The sequence below is a fragment of the Acidovorax sp. AC410 genome, from assembly GCF_979253235.1.
This window is the reverse complement of record NZ_CEEDCG010000001.1, coordinates 4,760,972-4,779,404: the sequence shown is the minus strand read 5'-3', so window position 1 is coordinate 4,779,404 and position 18,433 is coordinate 4,760,972. Positions and strand designations below refer to the sequence as shown.

General features: G+C 61.2%; 20 protein-coding genes. 10 read left to right on the top strand and 10 right to left on the bottom strand.

All coding sequences use genetic code 11. The annotated features are described in order from the left end of the window. Window positions 1–124: 124 nt before the first annotated feature. From AC0IZS_RS22190 to AC0IZS_RS22175, 4 genes are all read right to left on the bottom strand, one after another. Window positions 125–1,213 (bottom strand): DUF3616 domain-containing protein, encoded by a 1,089-nt coding sequence (locus AC0IZS_RS22190; RefSeq protein WP_471637612.1) that lies wholly within the window; start codon window positions 1,211–1,213, stop codon window positions 125–127. A 210-nt stretch (window positions 1,214–1,423) separates the two neighbouring features. Further along, window positions 1,424–1,948, bottom strand: coding sequence for a TPM domain-containing protein (locus tag AC0IZS_RS22185; protein WP_471637611.1), 525 nt, complete (start codon window positions 1,946–1,948; stop codon window positions 1,424–1,426). 2 nt (window positions 1,949–1,950) lie between these two features. Next, entirely contained in the window at window positions 1,951–2,916 is a 966-nt protein-coding gene (locus AC0IZS_RS22180; RefSeq protein ID WP_471637610.1) for a TPM domain-containing protein, read from the bottom strand. A gap of 11 nt (window positions 2,917–2,927) precedes the next feature. Continuing rightward, window positions 2,928–3,539 (bottom strand): LemA family protein, encoded by a 612-nt coding sequence (locus tag AC0IZS_RS22175; protein ID WP_471637609.1) that lies wholly within the window; start codon window positions 3,537–3,539, stop codon window positions 2,928–2,930. Window positions 3,540–3,796: 257 nt separating this feature from the next. Between AC0IZS_RS22175 and AC0IZS_RS22170 the strand changes: the two genes are divergently transcribed. After that, window positions 3,797–4,285 carry a hypothetical protein gene (locus tag AC0IZS_RS22170; RefSeq protein WP_471637608.1) on the top strand — a complete coding sequence of 163 codons (489 nt, stop codon included), beginning with the start codon at window positions 3,797–3,799 and terminating at the stop codon, window positions 4,283–4,285. Window positions 4,286–5,226: 941 nt separating this feature from the next. Next, complete coding sequence (locus AC0IZS_RS22165; RefSeq protein WP_471637607.1) at window positions 5,227–5,436, top strand: hypothetical protein; 210 nt, start codon at window positions 5,227–5,229, stop codon at window positions 5,434–5,436. Between the two features lie 125 nt (window positions 5,437–5,561). Here AC0IZS_RS22165 and AC0IZS_RS22160 read toward each other — a convergent pair whose 3' ends face one another. The 4 genes from AC0IZS_RS22160 to AC0IZS_RS22145 all read right to left on the bottom strand — a co-directional run bounded on the left by AC0IZS_RS22160 (window position 5,562) and on the right by AC0IZS_RS22145 (window position 7,375). Continuing rightward, entirely contained in the window at window positions 5,562–5,942 is a 381-nt protein-coding gene (locus tag AC0IZS_RS22160) for a hypothetical protein (protein ID WP_471637606.1), read from the bottom strand. 208 nt (window positions 5,943–6,150) lie between these two features. Further along, entirely contained in the window at window positions 6,151–6,600 is a 450-nt protein-coding gene (locus tag AC0IZS_RS22155) for a hypothetical protein (RefSeq protein WP_471637605.1), read from the bottom strand. Between the two features lie 150 nt (window positions 6,601–6,750). Further along, window positions 6,751–7,176, bottom strand: a complete 426-nt coding sequence (locus AC0IZS_RS22150; protein ID WP_471637604.1) for a hypothetical protein — start codon at window positions 7,174–7,176, stop codon at window positions 6,751–6,753. 49 nt (window positions 7,177–7,225) lie between these two features. Continuing rightward, the gene (locus AC0IZS_RS22145; RefSeq protein WP_471637603.1) at window positions 7,226–7,375 is read right to left on the bottom strand and encodes a hypothetical protein; all 150 of its coding nucleotides are present in this window, start codon (window positions 7,373–7,375) and stop codon (window positions 7,226–7,228) included. 1,069 nt (window positions 7,376–8,444) lie between these two features. Between AC0IZS_RS22145 and AC0IZS_RS22140 the strand changes: the two genes are divergently transcribed. Then, window positions 8,445–8,852: a hypothetical protein gene (locus AC0IZS_RS22140; RefSeq protein WP_471637602.1), complete on the top strand. Its 408-nt coding sequence runs from the start codon at window positions 8,445–8,447 to the stop codon at window positions 8,850–8,852. Between the two features lie 204 nt (window positions 8,853–9,056). Further along, window positions 9,057–9,299 (top strand): hypothetical protein, encoded by a 243-nt coding sequence (locus AC0IZS_RS22135; protein WP_471637601.1) that lies wholly within the window; start codon window positions 9,057–9,059, stop codon window positions 9,297–9,299. A 383-nt stretch (window positions 9,300–9,682) separates the two neighbouring features. On the opposite strand, the gene AC0IZS_RS22130 is transcribed toward AC0IZS_RS22135, so the two are convergent. Next, the gene (locus AC0IZS_RS22130; RefSeq protein WP_471637600.1) at window positions 9,683–10,318 is read right to left on the bottom strand and encodes an FMN-dependent NADH-azoreductase; all 636 of its coding nucleotides are present in this window, start codon (window positions 10,316–10,318) and stop codon (window positions 9,683–9,685) included. A 171-nt stretch (window positions 10,319–10,489) separates the two neighbouring features. Between AC0IZS_RS22130 and AC0IZS_RS22125 the strand changes: the two genes are divergently transcribed. After that, window positions 10,490–11,386 (top strand): LysR family transcriptional regulator, encoded by an 897-nt coding sequence (locus tag AC0IZS_RS22125; protein ID WP_471637599.1) that lies wholly within the window; start codon window positions 10,490–10,492, stop codon window positions 11,384–11,386. Window positions 11,387–11,639: 253 nt separating this feature from the next. On the opposite strand, the gene AC0IZS_RS22120 is transcribed toward AC0IZS_RS22125, so the two are convergent. Further along, window positions 11,640–12,497 carry an AraC family transcriptional regulator gene (locus AC0IZS_RS22120; protein WP_471637598.1) on the bottom strand — a complete coding sequence of 286 codons (858 nt, stop codon included), beginning with the start codon at window positions 12,495–12,497 and terminating at the stop codon, window positions 11,640–11,642. Between the two features lie 17 nt (window positions 12,498–12,514). Here AC0IZS_RS22120 and AC0IZS_RS22115 point away from each other — a divergent pair, with 17 nt between their 5' ends. The 5 genes from AC0IZS_RS22115 to AC0IZS_RS22095 all read left to right on the top strand — a co-directional run bounded on the left by AC0IZS_RS22115 (window position 12,515) and on the right by AC0IZS_RS22095 (window position 18,429). Further along, a complete protein-coding gene (locus AC0IZS_RS22115; RefSeq protein WP_471637597.1) occupies window positions 12,515–12,967 on the top strand; it encodes a DUF3703 domain-containing protein in 453 nt (150 codons plus the stop codon). A gap of 310 nt (window positions 12,968–13,277) precedes the next feature. Further along, a complete protein-coding gene (locus AC0IZS_RS22110) occupies window positions 13,278–14,078 on the top strand; it encodes a formylglycine-generating enzyme family protein (RefSeq protein WP_471637596.1) in 801 nt (266 codons plus the stop codon). 99 nt (window positions 14,079–14,177) lie between these two features. Continuing rightward, window positions 14,178–15,002 carry a formylglycine-generating enzyme family protein gene (locus tag AC0IZS_RS22105; protein ID WP_471637595.1) on the top strand — a complete coding sequence of 275 codons (825 nt, stop codon included), beginning with the start codon at window positions 14,178–14,180 and terminating at the stop codon, window positions 15,000–15,002. Window positions 15,003–15,302: 300 nt separating this feature from the next. Next, entirely contained in the window at window positions 15,303–15,911 is a 609-nt protein-coding gene (locus AC0IZS_RS22100) for a hypothetical protein (protein WP_471637594.1), read from the top strand. Window positions 15,912–16,902: 991 nt separating this feature from the next. Next, the gene (locus AC0IZS_RS22095) at window positions 16,903–18,429 is read left to right on the top strand and encodes an ATPase domain-containing protein (RefSeq protein WP_471637593.1); all 1,527 of its coding nucleotides are present in this window, start codon (window positions 16,903–16,905) and stop codon (window positions 18,427–18,429) included. The last annotated feature ends 4 nt before the right edge of the window (window positions 18,430–18,433 follow it).

Here is an 18,433-nt window from a genome sequence, read left to right as displayed (position 1 = left end):
CTTTTTGCCCCATAGCCTGGCTATGGGGCTGCAAATCCGGCAAAAACTGTCCTCGCTGGGGCCGATTTTCGCTTTCGACGCTCCAAGTCCGACAGCCTCCTGGACGGTTGAAGGCGAGTCCGTATCAATCGTGGCGCAGCAGGTCACCGAACACGGTGGACTCACCCTCCTTGCGGTCGGCCCCGGGCGCGTCATACAGCACAAGCCAGCTCGGCTTTCGCCCTGCCAGTCCCGGCGGCAGGTCGCAGATCGCCTCGGCGCGATTGGTACCGTGCCCGTGCGGCAGCGAGACCGATTCGGTCAGACCCGCCTCGAAGCGTGCCGGCTCCCGGTTGGCTGCCAGCAATGGGCGCGCTGCAGGCCACTTGAAGACGCGGATGTCGCCGTTCAGCACCATCGTCGGGCCGGCCAGTATGTAGAGGTCGTCGCCGGAAAAATGCAGGTCTCGCACCCCCAGCCCGTCCAGCTGAAGGAAGTGCTTGCGCAGCAGGATGCCGGTGGCGTCCAGTGGCACCAGGCGCAGCTGGTCCCCGCGCGCCTCGACTTCGATCTCGATCAGCGCCGACCAGCCGCGCAGCACCGGGCCGCGCAGGCCGAGCAGCAGTCGGCGCCCGTCCACCGCCAGGCCTTCGATGTCCAAACCGTTGTCCTTGCCCGGGATCGCCATGTAGGGGCCGAAATGGGGGTCGTCGGCCAGCGCGCGGGTCAGCAGGTTGCTTTGCGCATCGCCCTTGAGCCGCAGGGCCCGCCGGCCGTCCTGGGCCTCTCGAACCAGGCAGGGCTCGCCGTTGGCGTCAGGCTCGATGGGCAGGCATGCCAGCAGGCGGCGGTTGCCATCGAGGGCCACTTTCGCCAAGCGCTTGGCGTTGTCGGCGTGGTCCCGGTCGGGCTTGGCGTTCTTGCGCTTCAAGCCATGCGAGCCCACCACCCACAGAAAACCATCGGCCACCGCCATGCCTTCCAGGTCAGCCTCCTCGCCGGCCGCGCCGGGCAAGTCCAGCAGGTCGTCCAGCTTGAAGTCGCGCACCTCGCCAAAGCGCAAGGCTTCCTGGCCCACGGGGTCGAGCCGGCGCAGCCGGTCCAGGCCGCAGGCTTCATCGCCTGCCACCCAGAGCCAGTCGCCGGTGAAAGCCGCACCCGACAGATTGCTTTGAACAAGGGAGTCGGGCGCAAACTCCAGGCGAACAGCGTTCGCGCTTCGGGTGTTGGGCATGGTGGGTTCTCCGTGAAAGGCGTTGTTGCAAAGGCCACAGCCTGCAGCGCCAGCATACAGCGGCCATCCAAGCTCAAAGTGAGCGGCCGAAGTTGTCCCTGGATCGCAGCAACATCCCGTACCTGGGCGGGTAGAAGGGTAGAAGAAAGTCCCGGCCAGCGCCCTACCCTCCCGCCCCTGCACCAAGCCGCGCAGGCGCCCATCAATCACTCACCGAACCACCGGCGCATCAGGCAGCTCGTTGGCGTAAGCCATACCGGCGCCCCGCCTGGGAAAATGCGCCGCCTGCCTGGCCGACACCGCATCCACCGCCTGCGCCAGGCCTTCTTCATAGCGGCCTTCGCGCAGGTGCACCGCCAGTTGGGACACCAGCGCCTGCCACTCGCCCGGCGCCACGCTGCGGGCCAGGCCGCGGTCGGCAACGATCTCGATGGCGTGCTCGGGCACCAGCAGGTAGATCAGCACGCCGTTGTTGTGCTCGGTGTCCCACACGCGCAGCTTGCTGAACAGCATGAGGGCGCGTTCGCGGGCGGTGGCCTCGCGGTGCAGGTAGCTCCAGGGCAGCGCGCCTTCGGCGCAGATGCGGATCTGGCCCGTGTGCAGCTGCTCGCTGGCCGCCACGCGCGCCGACAGGCGTGCCAAGGCGTCGTCGGGCAAGGCCCGGCGCACGTCGCCCTCTTGCCAGCGGTGCACGGCCAGGCGCCGCAGCGCGCGCAGAGATCGGGACAGACCCATGGCTACCACCCTCCGGAGGCACCGCCCCCGCCAAAGTTGCCACCGCCGCCCGAGCTGAAGCCGCCGCCCGAACCACCGCGCGAGCCGCCGCCTCCTCCGAAGCCGCCACCGCCAAGACCTCCAAGGCCTCCAAGCCCACCGAGCCCGCCGCCCCAGGGGCCGCCAGAGCCGCCCTGTCGCATGGTGGTGCGCCGGCCCGCGCCGGCCAACAGCGTGAACAGCAGGCCCGCCACACCGGCCAGCCCCGCCAGCAGCACGCTGGAGGTAAGCACAAAGGCGCCCACGCCTGCCGCACCGCCCGTGACGACCGAGCCGAATGCGCTGCCGAACACCGAGCGCGCGATCGGCCCGCCGATCAGCACGCCCATCACCAGCACGATGGCGGCCTCACCCCAGCCAAACCCCGACCCGATGCCTTGGCCTGGCGCGGGCTGCGACGGTGCAACAGACGGCTCGGGCAGCGGCTCGCGCGCAATCAGGGCGCCCAGCTGCGTGGCCGCGGCCTGCAGCCCGCCGGCAAAGTCGCCGGCACGAAAGCGCGGCTGCAGGGTGCCGTCGATGATGCGCGCCGCCGCGATGTCGGGGATGGCGCCTTCGAGCGCCTTGGCCACTTCGATGCGCATCTTGCGCTCGTCCTTGGCGACCAGCACCAGCACGCCGTCGCCCACATCGCGGCGCCCGATCTTCCACTGGTTGGCCACGCGGTTGGCGTAGGCGGCAATGTCCTCGGGCGCGGTGGTGGGCACCATCAGCACCACCACCTGGCTGCCCTGGCTGGTCTCCAGGGCGGCCAGTTGCGCTTCAAGCGCCTCGCGCTGCGCTGCATTGAGCGTGCCCGTGCCATCCACCACATGGCCGGTGAGTGCCGGCACCGGCTGCACGGGCGACTGGGCCCAGGCGCAGAGCGAGCCGAACAGCAAGGTGGCGGCAACGGCGAGGTGGCGCCACCAGGGCTGGGCGTGCGGCATGGGCCCGCAGCTCACGGCTTTTGGGGGGTGGACGAGAAGTCCACCATGGGCGGGGTCGAGATCTGGGCCTCGTTGGGCACGGCCATCGGCGGCTTGGGGTCATAGCTGAACACCTTGGCCGTGATGTTGGTGGGAAAGCTGCGCGCCAGGGTGTTGTACTGCTGCACGGTGTCGATGTAGCGGTTGCGCGCCACGGCGATGCGGTTCTCGGTGCCCTCCAGCGTCACGCGCAGGTCGCGAAAGCCCTGGTTGGCCTGCAGCGTGGGGTAGCGCTCGGACACCGCGATCAAGCGCGACAGCGCACTCGACAGCTCGCCCTGCGCCGCCTGGAACTTGCGCATGGCCTCGGGGTCGTTGAGGGTCTCGGGCGTCACCTGGATGGCCGTGGCCTGGGCGCGGGCCTGCACCACGCGGGTCAGCGTCTCCTGCTCGAAATTGGCCTCGCCCTTCACGCTGGCCACGATGTTGGGCACCAGCTCCGCGCGGCGCTGGTACTGGTTGAGCACCTCGCTCCATGCGGCCTTGGACTGTTCGTCCAGCCGCTGAAAATCGTTGTAGCCGCAGCCCGTGAGTGCGAGGGCGCCAGCAAATGCAAGAAGAAGGGTGGTGAGGCGTTGGATCATGTTCGTAGGCCGTGGGCAAGACAGCGCCCGGCGGCGAATCGAACATAGGCCATTCTCACGCGGCGACGTGTAGGAGCGGGGCTATTCCCAGGTGCTGCAGCTGCTGCGTATTTCGGAGCTCCTGGACAGCCGGTTCGGCACCGTGGTCACAGTGTTCGACACCACGGTCAGACGTCGGCAGATCGCCTGCTCCCTCGCTGAGGAACAGTTGGGACGGTCGGCTAGACTTCGGCTATCGGCCAATACCAGACACTCCCATGCAGCAGTCCAACGCAGTTATCGAGCTCGATGCTCTTTTGACCAATGCTGATCCGGACGCAATGGACTGGAATGAGTACGCCTATGAAGACGGCGAAGAGCTTCTCTCTAGGTTGAACCCAGAAGACCGCGAGGTATTGTTTCGCGTTGCAAAGACGAAGCCAGCTAGCTGGCGCGAATGCCTAGTCAGCATTCTTAATCCATCTACGGCCGACGAGAGCGAAGTTCTGATTGGCGCCCTTTCGGACGTGGACGACAACGTTGTTGGCGAAGCGCTAAGCAGGCTCTACTTTTTCTGTGGTTTCAGTCGCTCTGCCGAGGGCGTTTTTGAAGACACGCGGACACGAGTCGCGCTTTTTTGGGATCGGGTCAGATCGGACCAGGCCGTCGTGCAGCGAATTCGGCAGCTTTCTCAAAAGAACTCCTACCTTGCTGCCTATTGGAATGCATTCTCGGAGTCCATAGGCGCACTTGAGCAACGTCTATAAATGCTAGCAACGAAGGACTGCTTTTGAACTTGGAGCGACGACTGCTTCGGGCCAATGGCCGCCGCTGATACGATGGCGGCAACCGGCCAGAAGCAGTCGGTTGGGGCAGATGAAAGCGGACATTGAACGTTGGAGTTCAAGCGCGGCCGCAGTCCGTCGCGTGGATCGACTTTTTAGCCCGGATCACCAAGGGAAATAGTAGTGCTCGGAACATAGTGCCACCCGATTGAGCGCGTGACGCTTGCATCCGACCATGGCGCAACTTGATCCCGACTGACCGAGCAGAAGCTCCAACGCCTGCGCCCGTGCGGACTCAACTACTTGATCCTTTCGCCCCAAAAGAACCACCTCAAGCCTTTCCTCTTCGGACGATTTCACTCCGAAAATGGGCCATCGGACCTCCTCGAATGCGAACTCCATGTACCACCAGTGGAGGCACTGAGAGCAACGGTAGTAGCCTTCGTTCCCAGCCTGAAAGTCCTCTTCAGTGAGTTCCAACATCTCAGTCGAAAAATGCTCTGGATACTTATCCGCTGATGCTGCCACGAGCGGTGCAAGTAGCTCCGGGCATCGATAAGTAGGATCAGCAAAGAACGACGCGCAACTCTTGCAGGGGCACATGGGGGCAACAAAATTTAGGCGACAAAACCTGCAGGATAAACTGGACCTTGCGGGATGTCAGCTCTCGGGAATGGGGCCCAGCGTCGGCTTTGGGCCCCGGGTTGCCGGTGATACGATAGCCGCCATCGGCCAGAAGCGGGCACTGAACTCCGTGCTTCCAGGTTGCTTGAGCATGCCCATTTGGAGATTGGAAGAAAGAGCTCTTCGCTGCAGTGTGCACGCTAGTGGGTGCGATTTTTCTCTATCTGAGTTTCGTGTCTGCTCCGGCGGAGTCATGGACTCCCAGTGAATTGGCTTACGGAGCTATTGCATACGGGCCCATGTTTGGGTCTGCGTTGCTGGCCGCCTTTGGCTTCAGGAGAACGCTCATCACGCTTCCCTGGCTGAAGCTGGCGTTCATGTCCTTGTTCGCCGTCATGGCCTTGGGGGCAGGCTACAACGCAGCCGGGGCCTTGTTCGGTTTCGCCTCGACCGGATTCGCTTGGGCCATATTCGTTCAACTGCTGCGTCGTCCTTCAGTTGAAGGATGAAGAGTGTCTGATTTGAGCAAGAGCGAATGTCGGCTCAGGGCCCAAAGCGGAAGTAGCCAAGCCATGAGGATTCTTAGTGTTTGACGCATGAGGTCTGACCCGAGCATGAGGCCACAAACTAGTGGTCAGGCGTTGAGTGCGCGTAGTACCTGGATCGCCAATGCCCCATCGCCAACGCCAGTTCCTCTATTATGTGCGCCAAGGTTCTGGCTAGCTGTGATGTCACGCCATTCGTAGACCTCTGGCCCTGAGTGTTCCGCCTCGATCTCAAATTCGATGAAGCGCTCATGCTGTGTGAGCAAGACCCCGAACAAGCTTGGCATGCCTGGATAGTCGACATCGAGGCTAATGATGATCGACCTCGACAGGTCCGCGCCTCGCAGCTCAGCAGAAAGGAGAAGCGCTTCGGGCATTGGATGAGTACGCCAGTACTCCGCCTTTTTTTGGATTGAGCGTAGCGTGCGAGCGTTCTGCTGCTGCACGTTGAGTTGACGCGGTTCACGCATTGTCCAAATGCTTATCTCTGTAGGGTGGTTCAAAAGTCCGCTGCTGGCCGGTTGCCGCCATCGTAGCAGGGCAGCATCGGCCCGAAGACGACACATTCCCAAGCGAAGTCGTCTTCTGATTCTGCCGTCCTCGTTCGGGGTGCGTTACATCAAGCGCGGCAATAGCGGACCTTTGAACACAACTGAGTCTGATGGTCGACAGGTGTAGTCAATCAATGTCAGCAATGCTTAGAAGCCACCAAAGTCCACGAGCACTCTGCCACGCAGCGTACGACGTAGACATGGTTGCCTCGTCAGTGGCTTGACACCACCGCGCGTCGTCAAGTCGGAACACGTGAATGTCGTCGAACGGACGTGGGAAGGCCGCATTCAGGCCGGCAGCCACTACGGCTCTAATGTGTTCCTGAGAGATTCCGCGCGTATTGTGATGACAGCCACCGGCAACTGCCACAGATACCAGCGAACCTTCAAACTCGAATTTGTTGAGGGTGCTGTATCGCAACGGCTGAGCTGCGATGGCCCCAAGCTCCGCGGCTTGAGCTTGAAATGCAGGCAAGGCGAACAAAGTGGCGAGCGGATTGGCAGTATCAATCGCCGGCAGTACCGTCGGCTTGGGTTTGAGGAAGAACGAGACGACATGTCCACACTGACTGAGCAAGGTCAGTAGCTCATTCAGCTCAGGCTTGCTGACCTCGTAAGACTCACTTCTAGTCATTTGTAGGGGCCGAAACTGCGAAGGCTGGTCTGTTCATCTTCAATGGCTCGAATGACCGCTCCTGGCCGGATTCTGCCTCATGTCTTCGCTAGGTCAATACTCGAAATTTCCAGCGTGCTTTTCCCACTCTATCGACCGCAGGTGCTGCAGAATTTCAGGTGATGGCGGCACAGAGAACTCTTCTTGAAACCACACAACCACAAGCCCTGACGCGTCGCCTTCACCATTTCGTGTCGGCGACAACGACTCGAATCGCGCTGTGCAATAGATCTGCGGAAGGCGTGCCGGGAACCCGGAGGGATACTCTTCCCCTGGGGGCAATTTGATTTCGGCTTCTACAGGCGGCACGATCATCGGGGCGACGCCGTATCGAGCGTGGCTTTCGTCTGTAGCAATTCGCTCAAGAAGCCTCAGATTTTTTTCCCTTGTCGGAAGCCCGTTCAGGAGGCCTTCGTAGGTTCCGCGCAGCCGCAGTTCACGAAGAGTGATAGATCGAGAGGATTCGAGAACGATTTGCATTGGTGAAAGCCGCTAGGAGAATGTCCGCTCTTGGCCGACAGGAGCCGGACTAGCGAAAGATAGCCGCTACAACCGGGGCACCGAGAATGGCGGCAATCACCACTATGACTGCCACGAAACCACGACTTGGCTTCGCCAATCCTGATTTCTCCTGAAACTCCTGCCAGAGTCGATCTTTGTCTTGATTTGGTGTTTTCATGGTGGTGCCAAAATTGCTTGGGCGAGGTGACGAATGTCCGCTCTTGGCCGAGGCTGTGTGGAAACGCACGTTGCGCCCTTGACTTGCCGGCCGACTCAGAAATCGACCGCTTAGATCGGCCTACAACGCACGATCTCGATGCGAGCAAGGGTTGAAGTACCCCTGTGAAAGTCGTCTATCGACGTTTTCACACAGCCTCGGCCGATGGCAGCCATCGTATCAGCGGCACCCACGTGCCCGAAGCAGCCGTACGTTCCTCGCCGCCGTATTCGGTGAGCTATCGGACCCTAATCGTTGCAAATCTCATTGGTGTGTAGGCCTCTACCGCAAACTTACAGAGCTCATCTCGCTCCTCAGGAAACATCAATCCAATGTTGCCCGTCTCTAGTTGAGCAAAGACGCTCGCAAACCCGCTACCCGACGCCAACAGTGCGCAAAAAATCGCCCAGGAGGATCCAAATTCATGAGCTCTAACCTCTCGAAGACGTGGTTTTCCCGCTGCAGATTGGAGCCAGCGTAGAAGCACCATGCACATCTTACGAAGAGCCGGTTCGTCCACTGATGCAGCTTCTTTCGCAAAAAACCCACCAGTGCTCCCATTGTCGAGGAACTGTGCCATCTCGCGAACAAGCTGCTTTGAGATGTCAATATGACTTGCAAGATTCATCTGTGACTCGTTTTCGAACGACCGCTTCTGGCCGATAGCCGAAGTCTAGCCGCCGGTATCGATTTACGGCCAAGATGGGATGACCCGCCGCTTTCGGTGTTCCCTCATTTTTTTCAGCATTCGCGCGAATCTAGGGCCCTGTTGCGCCCTCGCATACCACCCAAACTGCTGATGTCTTTCACCTCGCCTGCGCAACGGCTGTCCGCCTGCTGTGACGGCACGGCCATTCTTTGCTGGGCCTCGCCTGCCGGCGCTGCTAAATTTGCGCAGCTCTTGCTTCGCCTTGGAAAGCTACGTATGACGCTACGCAACTGCCGCACCGACAAAATCCAACACGCCCGCCACCCTGGCATGGCACAGCCACGGAGCCGGGTTGCAGCGCCGTGGCGGTGGCTGCTGCCCTTGCTACTAGCCTCCGGGAGCGCCAGCGCCCAGACGGCGCCCGATGTCGCGCAGCCAGGGCTCAAGGCCTGCTCCATCATCGTCGAGGCCCGCGCGGTGCCTGGTGGCGCGGCGCTCAGTTTCCACGAGACCACGGGGGTGAGGTTCTCGGACACGCTGGGCAACATGGGCCACATCCATGGCCGCCAGGTCACCCGCTGGTCGCAGGATCCGAAAGGCCCCGACCTGCCCCCCGAACCGAGCCTCACCGTACAGAGCGGGACCGTGCTCACGCTCTCGGAGCACCACTTCGGCTGCACCGTTGGGGTGGAGACGCTGGACGGCCGCACCGTGCTCAAAATCCGCCAGGGCTTCAGCTACCCTGGCATGCCGGCCCAGGTGAAGGAGGGCGTGGTGCCGCTGCAGTAGTGGCGTGGTAGCCCAAGCACCCGCGGGCTTCGCGCGCAGTGACTCCTAGCCTCCTCAGCAAGTTGAATTGGAAAACCAAGCGAACGACCGCATTTGGCCGATGGCAGCCATCGTATCAGCGACAGCCTCGGGTCCAAAGAGGCGATACAGCGGTGCTCAAGATAGCGTCTAGCTTTTGGCGTTCGGGCCCGGGAAGGACGCGGCATGGGCTTTGACCTGGGCGCGCAGACCGGCTGGCAGCTGTTCAGTAAACCTCTGAAAATTCGCAAATCGCCCACCGAACTCCGTACCCGGCGTTCTCTCAATAAATATCACCCATGGCCCCTTGGCCTTGCCTTGGTCATGAAGGATGACCACCCAATCTGTTCCATTGACCGCGAAGTGGAAACTGCGCCACAAGGAGCCATTGCCATTCAAACGACGACCGGTGTATGTCAAAAAAGGTAGCGCCCTCAGCGCTCGAATGCTCTGGGCGACCTCGGGTCGCAGATAGCGCCACATAACGAGCCGCTCTTTGAGCCATGCAAAGGGGGAGCGATTAAACATCGAAAATTGACGTCAACTTCTGCTTCTTGCCGATAGCCGAAGTCTAGCCGGTGGCTCCAGCGCCCTGAATCCCCAAGAGGGCGACCGGACAAAGCTGCACAGATGCTTACGTCCGCGATCTGGAAATGACCACGAGCGCCGAACTGAGTGTCCAGCTCCGGCCGTTCCAGCTGTCCAGCTCAGTTCGTCCCCACTGTCCAGCAGCGACCGAAATACGCAGCTGCCAAGGTCTGCACAGGCGCCACCTGCCCATGCAAGGCGGGCAGCGCCCTGGGGTGTTTACCTCAGGCCGGGATGCCAGCGCCGGCGGCGCGCTCGATCTGCGCTTGCAGCGGCGCCAGGAAGCCCTCCATCGTCTGCTCCCGCAGATCGACGGCCTTGGCGCCGCCGCCGGCCACCACGGTCACGTCCTCGATGCCGATGACGCCGAGGATGAGCCGCAGATACTGCGTGGCAATGTCGCGATCACGGATGGGCGACCCCTCGGTGTAGACGCCGCCCGAGGCCATCAGCAGGGTCGCCTGCTTGCCTTTGACCAGGCCCTTGCCGTCCAGTCCGAGCGTCGCGCCCTTGCGCACGATATGGTCCACCCAGGCCTTGAGCGACGCGGGGACGTTGTAGTTGTAGACCGGGGTCGAGATGACCAGGTGCCCGGCCGCGAGCACCTCGGCGACCATCTCGTCCGACAGCCGCAGTTCGTCCCGCATCGCCTGCGATTGGTTCGCGGGCGGCGTGAAGTAGGCATGCAGCCAGGGCGCCGTGACGAACGGGGGCGCGCCATCGGCATCGGCCAGGTCGCGGTGCACGACATGGCCACCCGGATGGGCGGTGCGCCAGGCCGCAAGAAAGCGCTGGGTCATCTGGCGCGAGACGGACTGGGCGCCGCGCGGGCTGGTCTCAACAACGAGGAGTTGGGTCATGGAGGTTTCTTTCCTTCTTTCTTTCGGGGTGGCTGGTGGGCCCGGTGGGTGCGCCGGGCGGGGCCGCCAATGGCGTCGTGAAGGGACTTTAGGCGCCACGCTGCTTCTGTGGAAGCGATGAAAATGTGATACTTTTCATCTGCTGTAGAGATGGATATGGGAGATGGACCGATGATTGGAAGCCTCACCCTCGACCAGTTGCGCGTGCTGGTGGCCATTGCCGACACGGGCAGTTTTTCGGCCGCCGGGCGCAGGCTCAGGCGTGTGCAGTCTGCAGTGAGCCAGGCGGTGGCCAACCTGGAAGCCATGCAGGGCGTCGCGCTGTTCGACCGCCAGGGCCACCGGCCCCAGTTGACCGAGGTGGGCCGTGTGCTGGTGGACCAGGCGCGGCTCGTGCTGGCCAGTGCCTCACGCTTCGAGGCGGTGGCGGCCAGCACGCGGGCGGGGGTGGAGCCGCAGTTGGCCATCGCCATCGACCCGCTGGTGCCCACCGCCCCGCTGATCGACAGCCTGCGTGCGCTGAGCCAGGCGTTTCCCGATCTGCCGGTGCACTTTTCGACCGAAGGGCTGGGCGGGTCGCTGCGGCGGCTGCGCAGCGACTCGGCGGCCATGGCGCTGTGCCTGCTGCTGCCGGGCGTACCCGAGGACATTGCCGCCTACCCGTTGCTGCGCGCCCCCCTGCGCGCGGTGGCCGCGCCGGGCCATCCACTGGCCGCCCTGGGCCGCCCGGTCACGCAGGGCGACCTGGCGCCGCATGTCCAGCTGGTGCTGTCGGACCCGGCCGATCCGGGTGGCCCCAACTACGGCGTGGCGGGCACCCGGCTATGGCGCTTCGCCGATCTGGGCCGCCGCATGGACTTCCTCTTGGCGGGATTCGGCTGGTGCCGCATGCCCGAGCACCTGGTGGCAACGGCCATCGCCTCGGGGGCACTCATCGCCATCGAGATCCACGACGACCCCACCCCACCCGAAGGGCTGACCATCTACGCGGCCCACCGGCGTGACCGCGCGCTCGGCGTGGCCGGGCGATGGCTGCTCGACGACCTGCGTCGCAGACTGGTCCACTGAAACCAACGCCGCCACCAGCGCGCCTTGGCCCGAAGCTTTACGCAACCTCCCGCACAGTGCAACGCTGCCCCACGCGGCATTGCCATGAATACTCGCGACGCCCCTGCGTTGAAATGAACCGCACCGGCTGGAACCGCTGGCCAGTTCACTTTGAATCCTGGCGAGCCAGCGTCATGGCCCACCAGCGATCAGTAGCGTTTCTTGTTGCGATCCCCAAGCAGAGTGCTGCAGCCTGCTGCGTTGGTAGGCAGCCTCAAGAAGGCAGAAACCCCGCCAAATCGGGCCCTGCCGACTTGGACAATCGAATCTTCACACGCTGAAGGCCTCGTGGCGCGATGCCGAAGCTCGCCGCAAAGCTGCGACTCAGATGAGCGCTGTCAGAAAAACCCGATGCATACGCCGCCGCAGTCAGAGTGGCCCCCTCGGCGAGACACCGAAGGGCTTTTTGGAGTCTGAGCCACCGTACATAGGGTCGAAAAGGCAAACCATGCACCTGCGTGAACCAGTGAAGAAAGCGCCCCTCGGACAATCCGAGTACCTGCGCAGCATCGCACGCGCGCAGTGGTTGGTCGAGCTTTGCGCTGAGCCATTCGGCCAGCGTTTGTTCGCGTGTTCCTGCTGAAAGTGGATCGTTGGAATCGCCTGCTTTGGCTTGAATCCATTGCTGCAGGCGAGTTTCCAGTTGCTGCACTTGGACTGGATCCAACTCGCAAACGTTTCCGCCTGAAATCGCACGCCAGCCACGCGCAATCGGCATCGCTGGATCGAGGAACAACAGCCGAACCGGTTCGGCGGATTGCATGCAGTGGGACGCACCGGCGTCCACCACATGGCCCATGCCTCGTACCTTGTAGTCTCCGGCACTCAATTCAAAAGCAGTGGACGGTGACCAGGCGATCTGAATCAGGTGATGGCTGTGCGGCCTGTTTTGCTGAACAGGCCCTACATAGGTCCCCCAGCCACGGCCGAGGCACAGCAAGGGCACGCCGGCCTGCCCTGGGACCTTGGCGTTGTCGCCAGCATCAGCGAATTCTTCTGGGGGGTGAACGGGCATGCCCTGGGGATCATGGGCGGCGGTAGCCGGTTTGTTCAAGACGCGGGCGGGTTGCACTGATTCAATCCTTCCTCATGACTGACATCCATCATGCCCCAGCAGTGCCCAGGTTCAGGTCAGCACGGCTGGCCTGTCGGCATGAAATCGCGATGATGAAATCCGCATTGCGGGCCTGCGATGAAAAGGCTGCTTTGCGGCACGCGGTGCGTGCCCACATTCTGGGCCAGCGGTACCTCATCCCCCATGTAACCAGCCATGCCTGGATGATGCGCATGGCATGGAAGCGGGGTGACAAAGTCGAATCAATGGGCCAACTGCGTCGGCTCCTGTTTGCCCTCCCGGCATGGCTCGTGGGCTGGGTTCCTGTCGGCAATCCTGGACTGGCCAGCGTGAGCCCGCTTCGTCCCGTCCCCATGTCGCAAGACCTGGCGGTTTACTTTGTGAACGACAGCATCTGGCGACACGTAGTTTTGAGGCTCGGACTGCTCGCGCTCGTTGCGCTGGTGGTGTTCGCCTCCTCGGCTTAGCTGGACTCGCGCCGTGCCGCCCAACTCGCATTGAATGCCCTTATGTCGAAATTTGAAGACTTGGTGCATATCTTGCATAGATTTTGCGAACGCTTCAAAGTATCATTTCTAATTCATTTACCGCATGCACTATTTTCTATCTGCACGAATATATGGCGCAGCATTCCATGAAACTACTCATCGTTTTGTTTTAGGCTCAAGCCACTGCAAAGTCGCATATTGGAATGTTCCAACCGATTTTGACAGAATCGCTGATTCGAGCTTGCATGACCGGCTATCCGGTTAAATTTTTTGAGTTGGAAGGCGGCGTATGTTGCGCGTATTGGCTGGTGGGTTGTTTTTGTTGATTTTGGCTGCCGCTGCCGTTAAATACTCTGGCGGGGAAAAAAGGCTGATGGAACCGGCTGCAGGAACGATCTGGACGGAGGCGACGACCGGGATGCAATTCGTGTGGGTGCCAAGCGGGTGCTTCGACATGGGGTCTGAGAAGAGCAGGGATGATCAAAAGCCGATGCATAAAGTTTGCTTGAAAGGCTTCTATCTCGGAAAATATGAAGTAACGCAAGCTGAGTATGAAAAAATAGTTGGCAAGAATCCATGCGCGGTGGAGTGCAATACTTATCTGGGGCCTGACCGAGCGGTGGTCAACCTTTACCGCGAAGATGCCGAAATTTTGGCTGAAAAATTTGAAGCACTCACTGCGAATCGATTCAGGCTACCGAGTGAATCTGAGTGGGAGTATGCCTGTTTGGCAGGTGGCAGGCACAAGGAGTACTGCGGCGATGGCGATTTCATGGATTTGGCATGGATGGGGGGTTACACCTACGGTCCACAGCCTGTTGGCCGCAAAAAGCCCAACGCCTGGGGACTGTTCGACATGATGGGCAATGCCAATGAGTACGTTCAGGATTGCTGGCATGGGAACTACGTCGGCGCACCCAACGATGGGAGTGCCTGGATTGACGGCGGCTACTGCCATGCCCGGCTGTTCAGGGGGGGCGCAACTCGGTCGCACGATAGTACCAAGGCCACCTTTCGCATGTCCATCGAGAAGGACATGGACGCTCCCAATTTCATGGACAAAGGTGTTCGACTGGTCAAGATACCTTGAGCCAATGTGCACGCCAGTCAATTATCCAATTGCTTTTTTATGACCAGCCATCAGCTTTGCATGCGATCCATCCATCAGTCATTGTTCCGATTATCGATCATGCTCCTTCTGATGGGTCTTGCAGCTTGCAAACCATCTGGATCAAAACAGCTGAAGCTGCCTGAAGTGACAAACAGCATTGGAGTCACGATGGTCTCTTTGCCCGGAGGCACGTTCATGATGGGGGATGATGCGGAGTCGGCCAAGAAGCCCTGGGGAGCTTCGATACCGGCACATGCAGTTGACGTGCCACCCTTTCAGATGGCCAAGACGGAAGTCACTGTCGCTCAATACAAGAAGTTCCTTTCATCAATAGGACGGGAAGGCGAAAAGAAGCTAAATGACACTGGTTTTCTAAAACACAACAGTTTCAGTGATGATGCACCGGTACGGTATATTGATGGCCAGGAGATAGACGATTTTATCGAATGGCTCAATCGTGTGGATGGGCCGGGGTATCGCCTGCCTACTGAGTCCGAGTGGGAATACGCCTGCCGAGCGGGCAATAGCACGGATATGTATTGCGGTGGAAATGATATTGATCCGATAGGCTGGCACAGGGAGAACAGCGGGCAGAAGATCCACCCCGTTGCGGAGAAAAGGCCCAACGCTTTCGGGCTCTACGACATGTCAGGCAATGCAGAAGAATGGACGGCGGACTGCTGGCACCCTACGTATGAGGGTGCGCCAACTGATGGCAGCGCACGGGAGAAGGGTCCAAAAGATCGTGCACAGGGGAGAGGGCTCAACAGGTGCGAATTCCTCGCTGTACGCGGAGGTTCGGTCGAGCAGTGGCGTAACCGCGCAACAGCAACATACCGCGACTCCAAATTACCTAGGGTTTGGCATCCTGAAACAGGATTTCGCCTCGCGCGAACGAACTGATTGGTTGAGCATTGGGGGCATGTACAGGGGGTGCCTGGGATGAAGACTGGCCCGTTGCGCACCCTGTGCGAGCAAGACCTGCCGCAAGGTGGTGGCGAAGCTCCTCGGGTGGTCCTGCATCACCTGGCTGCGTATCGCCACAGGCTACTCCAGGTACCCGTCCGCGACGCGCAGGCTGAAAAATCACGCAATGCAAGGGAAGATCAAGGATGCTGGAGTTCGTCGCCTCGGAAGGCCTGCAGGCTCCATGCACTGTGTCAACGCTGGGGTCTGTACGGCCATTGAAATTCTCGAAAGTTTATGACTGATCCCAAAAAAATAGCCAGCCTGGAAAAACTCTATCAAGCGATGGACTCCGATGAAATTGAATATCGAATGGCACATGGCGAGTTGAGTCCAATAGCCCGCGAAGTTGCACAATCGGTGTTGCAGCGACGGGATTCCTCTGGCTCCGGCGTTGTTGACTACAAGTCTGATGAAAGCTCGAGCACTTCACCCTCAGGGGTAATCTTCCAGCTTGCGCTGGCTGCGTTGATTATTTTTGTTATCTTTTTATTCCTTCACTATGTGCTGGGCTTTTCGAAGGCCTTTTTTGCTTATATTGCCGTTGTCATTGTGATACCCTGCTGCGGCGCCTTGTTTGGAAAGGCGTTTCCGACCGCTGGCATCATCATTGGCTCAGCCATTCTTTGTTATGGTGCATATTTTTATTTCTCCACCCCTGACTTTAAAGGAACAGGTCTTGAATGGGGTTTAAATAAAGCATTTCTAATCGCCTACACCCTGGGCTTCATCATGGCGGGTGCATCATTCATTATGGGCGCATTTTTCAAGGGCACTGATGAAGAACTTAAAGAGAAACTGGACAGATACATTGAAGGCATTTCAAAAGCCGAGACCAAAGTGTGACAGTTAAAAAATCGCAATCTTTTGCGGAGTTTTTGATGAAGGGGCCGGACGATCTGCTTCTACCAGTGGGCAGCAACTACAGGCCTGCATTGTTTGGAGACTATTTGGTGGCAGCGCAAGTCGGCCGCTCAGCCGCCTCCGAGCTTTCTGTCGGTAATGCATCGCTGAAGTACAAATCTTCCATATCTTGCGAAGTGTCATAGTGGATCGCTCGATGCAGACTCGCTTGAAGTGAAACACCCCCTGAGTCGCTTCGCGCCCTGCCCGCAGGCGCGGCATCCAAAGCCGCCGCGCGCGCCCTGCTTCGGTACATGCTGCCGACACGTGCTCGCCCCCACCTCCTACAGCGCGGGCCTGCGTTGCCGCCGATGCTCCTGGGTCACAACCAACCTGGAGAACCCCCATGCGCAAGATGATCCTGATGGCGATTGCCGGCTACCTGTGGAAGAAGTACAAGGCCCACAACGCGGCGGGCAGCGGGCCTGCAGCCACTGCCACACCGCGGCCCACGGCCCGGCCCTGAGAACTGAATTCGTTGCGTGACAGCCAGCAGCCCTGGCGCTGCTGGCTGAGCGCGCTCCAGGCAAGACCATCCGCCTGTCTGGCGTGGCCGCGGGCTGCAAATCCGGTAAAAAACTGTCCTCGCTGAGGCCGATTTCCGCTTTCGACGCGTCAGGGCCGGCAGGCTCCTTTGCAGGGCACGCCGGGTAGCCGATGTAGGAAAACGCCTTACCGCGCCCCACCCGCTTTTGCCCCATTTCCCCCTCTGGCGCAGCATGCAAGCCCCGCGCCACGCCGCCGCCGCCCCGCTCACCGTGTAGGACCGGCCTCCCCTTGTCCGCCGAAGTTGGCTGACTGCCCCGCAACCGTTGCCCACCCACAATCCGATACAACTGTGTGCAAGGTACCGCGTGAACCCTGCGGCCCTGCCCTATCCCGGGCGCATGCACTGAAACGGCCATGTCGGACACCGGCCCATGGAAGGAATCATTTGACGTACCAACTCAACCCCGCCCCATCGCCTTCGCAGCCGAACAGCGCTGCACGCACCGGTATCGCCGGGCTCGACGACGTGCTGGGTGGCGGCCTTCCCCCGCGCCATCTGTACCTGGTTGAAGGCAGCCCCGGCACCGGCAAGACCACGCTGGCACTGCAGTTCCTGATCGAGGGGCGCGACAAGGGCGAGCGTGGGCTGTACGTCACCCTGTCCGAGACTTCCGAAGAACTTGCGCAGGTGGCGCAGTCGCACGGCTGGACGCTCGACGGCATCCGCGTGTTCGACCTGGTCAGCGACGAGGGCCTGAGCGAAGAGGCCGAGCAGACCATCCTGCACCCCTCCGAATTCGAGCTGGGCGAGACCACCCGCGAGGTGATGCGCCTGGTCGGCGAGCTCAAGCCCCAGCGCGTGGCGTTCGACAGCCTGTCCGAGCTGCGCCTGCTGGCCCAGAGCCCTCTGCGCTACCGGCGCCAGATACTCGCCTTGAAGCGCTTCTTCGCGCAGTTGGGCTGCACCGTGCTCATGCTCGACGACAAGACCTCCGGCGAGGGCGACCAGCAGCTGCACAGCATCGCCCATGGTGTGGTGCATCTGAACCAGAACACCAACACCTACGGCCCCGACAAGCGCCAGCTGCGCGTGGTCAAGTTGCGCGGCGTCAAGTTCCGCAGCGGCGACCATGACTTCGACCTCGACCGTGGCGGGCTGGTGGTGTTTCCGCGCCTGGCGGCGGGCGAGCACGGCGGCAAGTTCGACGAGACCCCCATCTCCACCGGCACGGCCGCGCTCGACGACATGCTGGGCGGCGGCCTGTCGCCCGGCAGCAACCTGCTGCTGGCCGGCCCTGCCGGCGTGGGCAAGACCACCACCGCCATCAGCTGCGCGGTGGCCGCCATGCGGCGCGGCGAAAAGGTGGCCTACTACCTCTTTGACGAGGGGTTCTCGTCGCTGCGCCAGCGCTCACGCGCCCTGGGGCTGGACATCGACCCGTTCATCGCCAACGGCCAATTGCTGATCCGCTCGTTCGACCCTGCCGAGGTGTCGCCTGGCCAGTTTGCCCACGCGGTGCGCCAAGCCGTCGAAAAAGACCAGGTGCGCCTGGTGGTGCTCGACAGCCTCAACTCGTACATGCAGGCCATGCCCGGCGGGCAGTACCTGCTGCTGCAGATGCACGAGCTGCTGTCGTACCTGAACTCCATGGGCGTGGTCACGCTCATCATCCTCTCGCTGCACGGCACCGTGGGGGAGATGCGCTCCGACATAGACCTCAGCTACCTGAGCGACGCCATGGTGCAGTACCGCTTCTTCGAGGCACGCGGCGAAGTGCTCAAGGCCATATCGGTCATCAAAAGCCGCACCGCGCAGCACGAGTCCACCATCCGCGAGCTGCGCCTGGGCGCCAATGGGGTGCAGATCGGCAAGCCCCTGACCGACTTCCACGGCATACTCCTCGGCGCAGCAAAGTACACCGGCCGGCAGGCCCTGCTGGGGGATGCCGATGGCGCCCCCGCGCAGTCCTGAACAC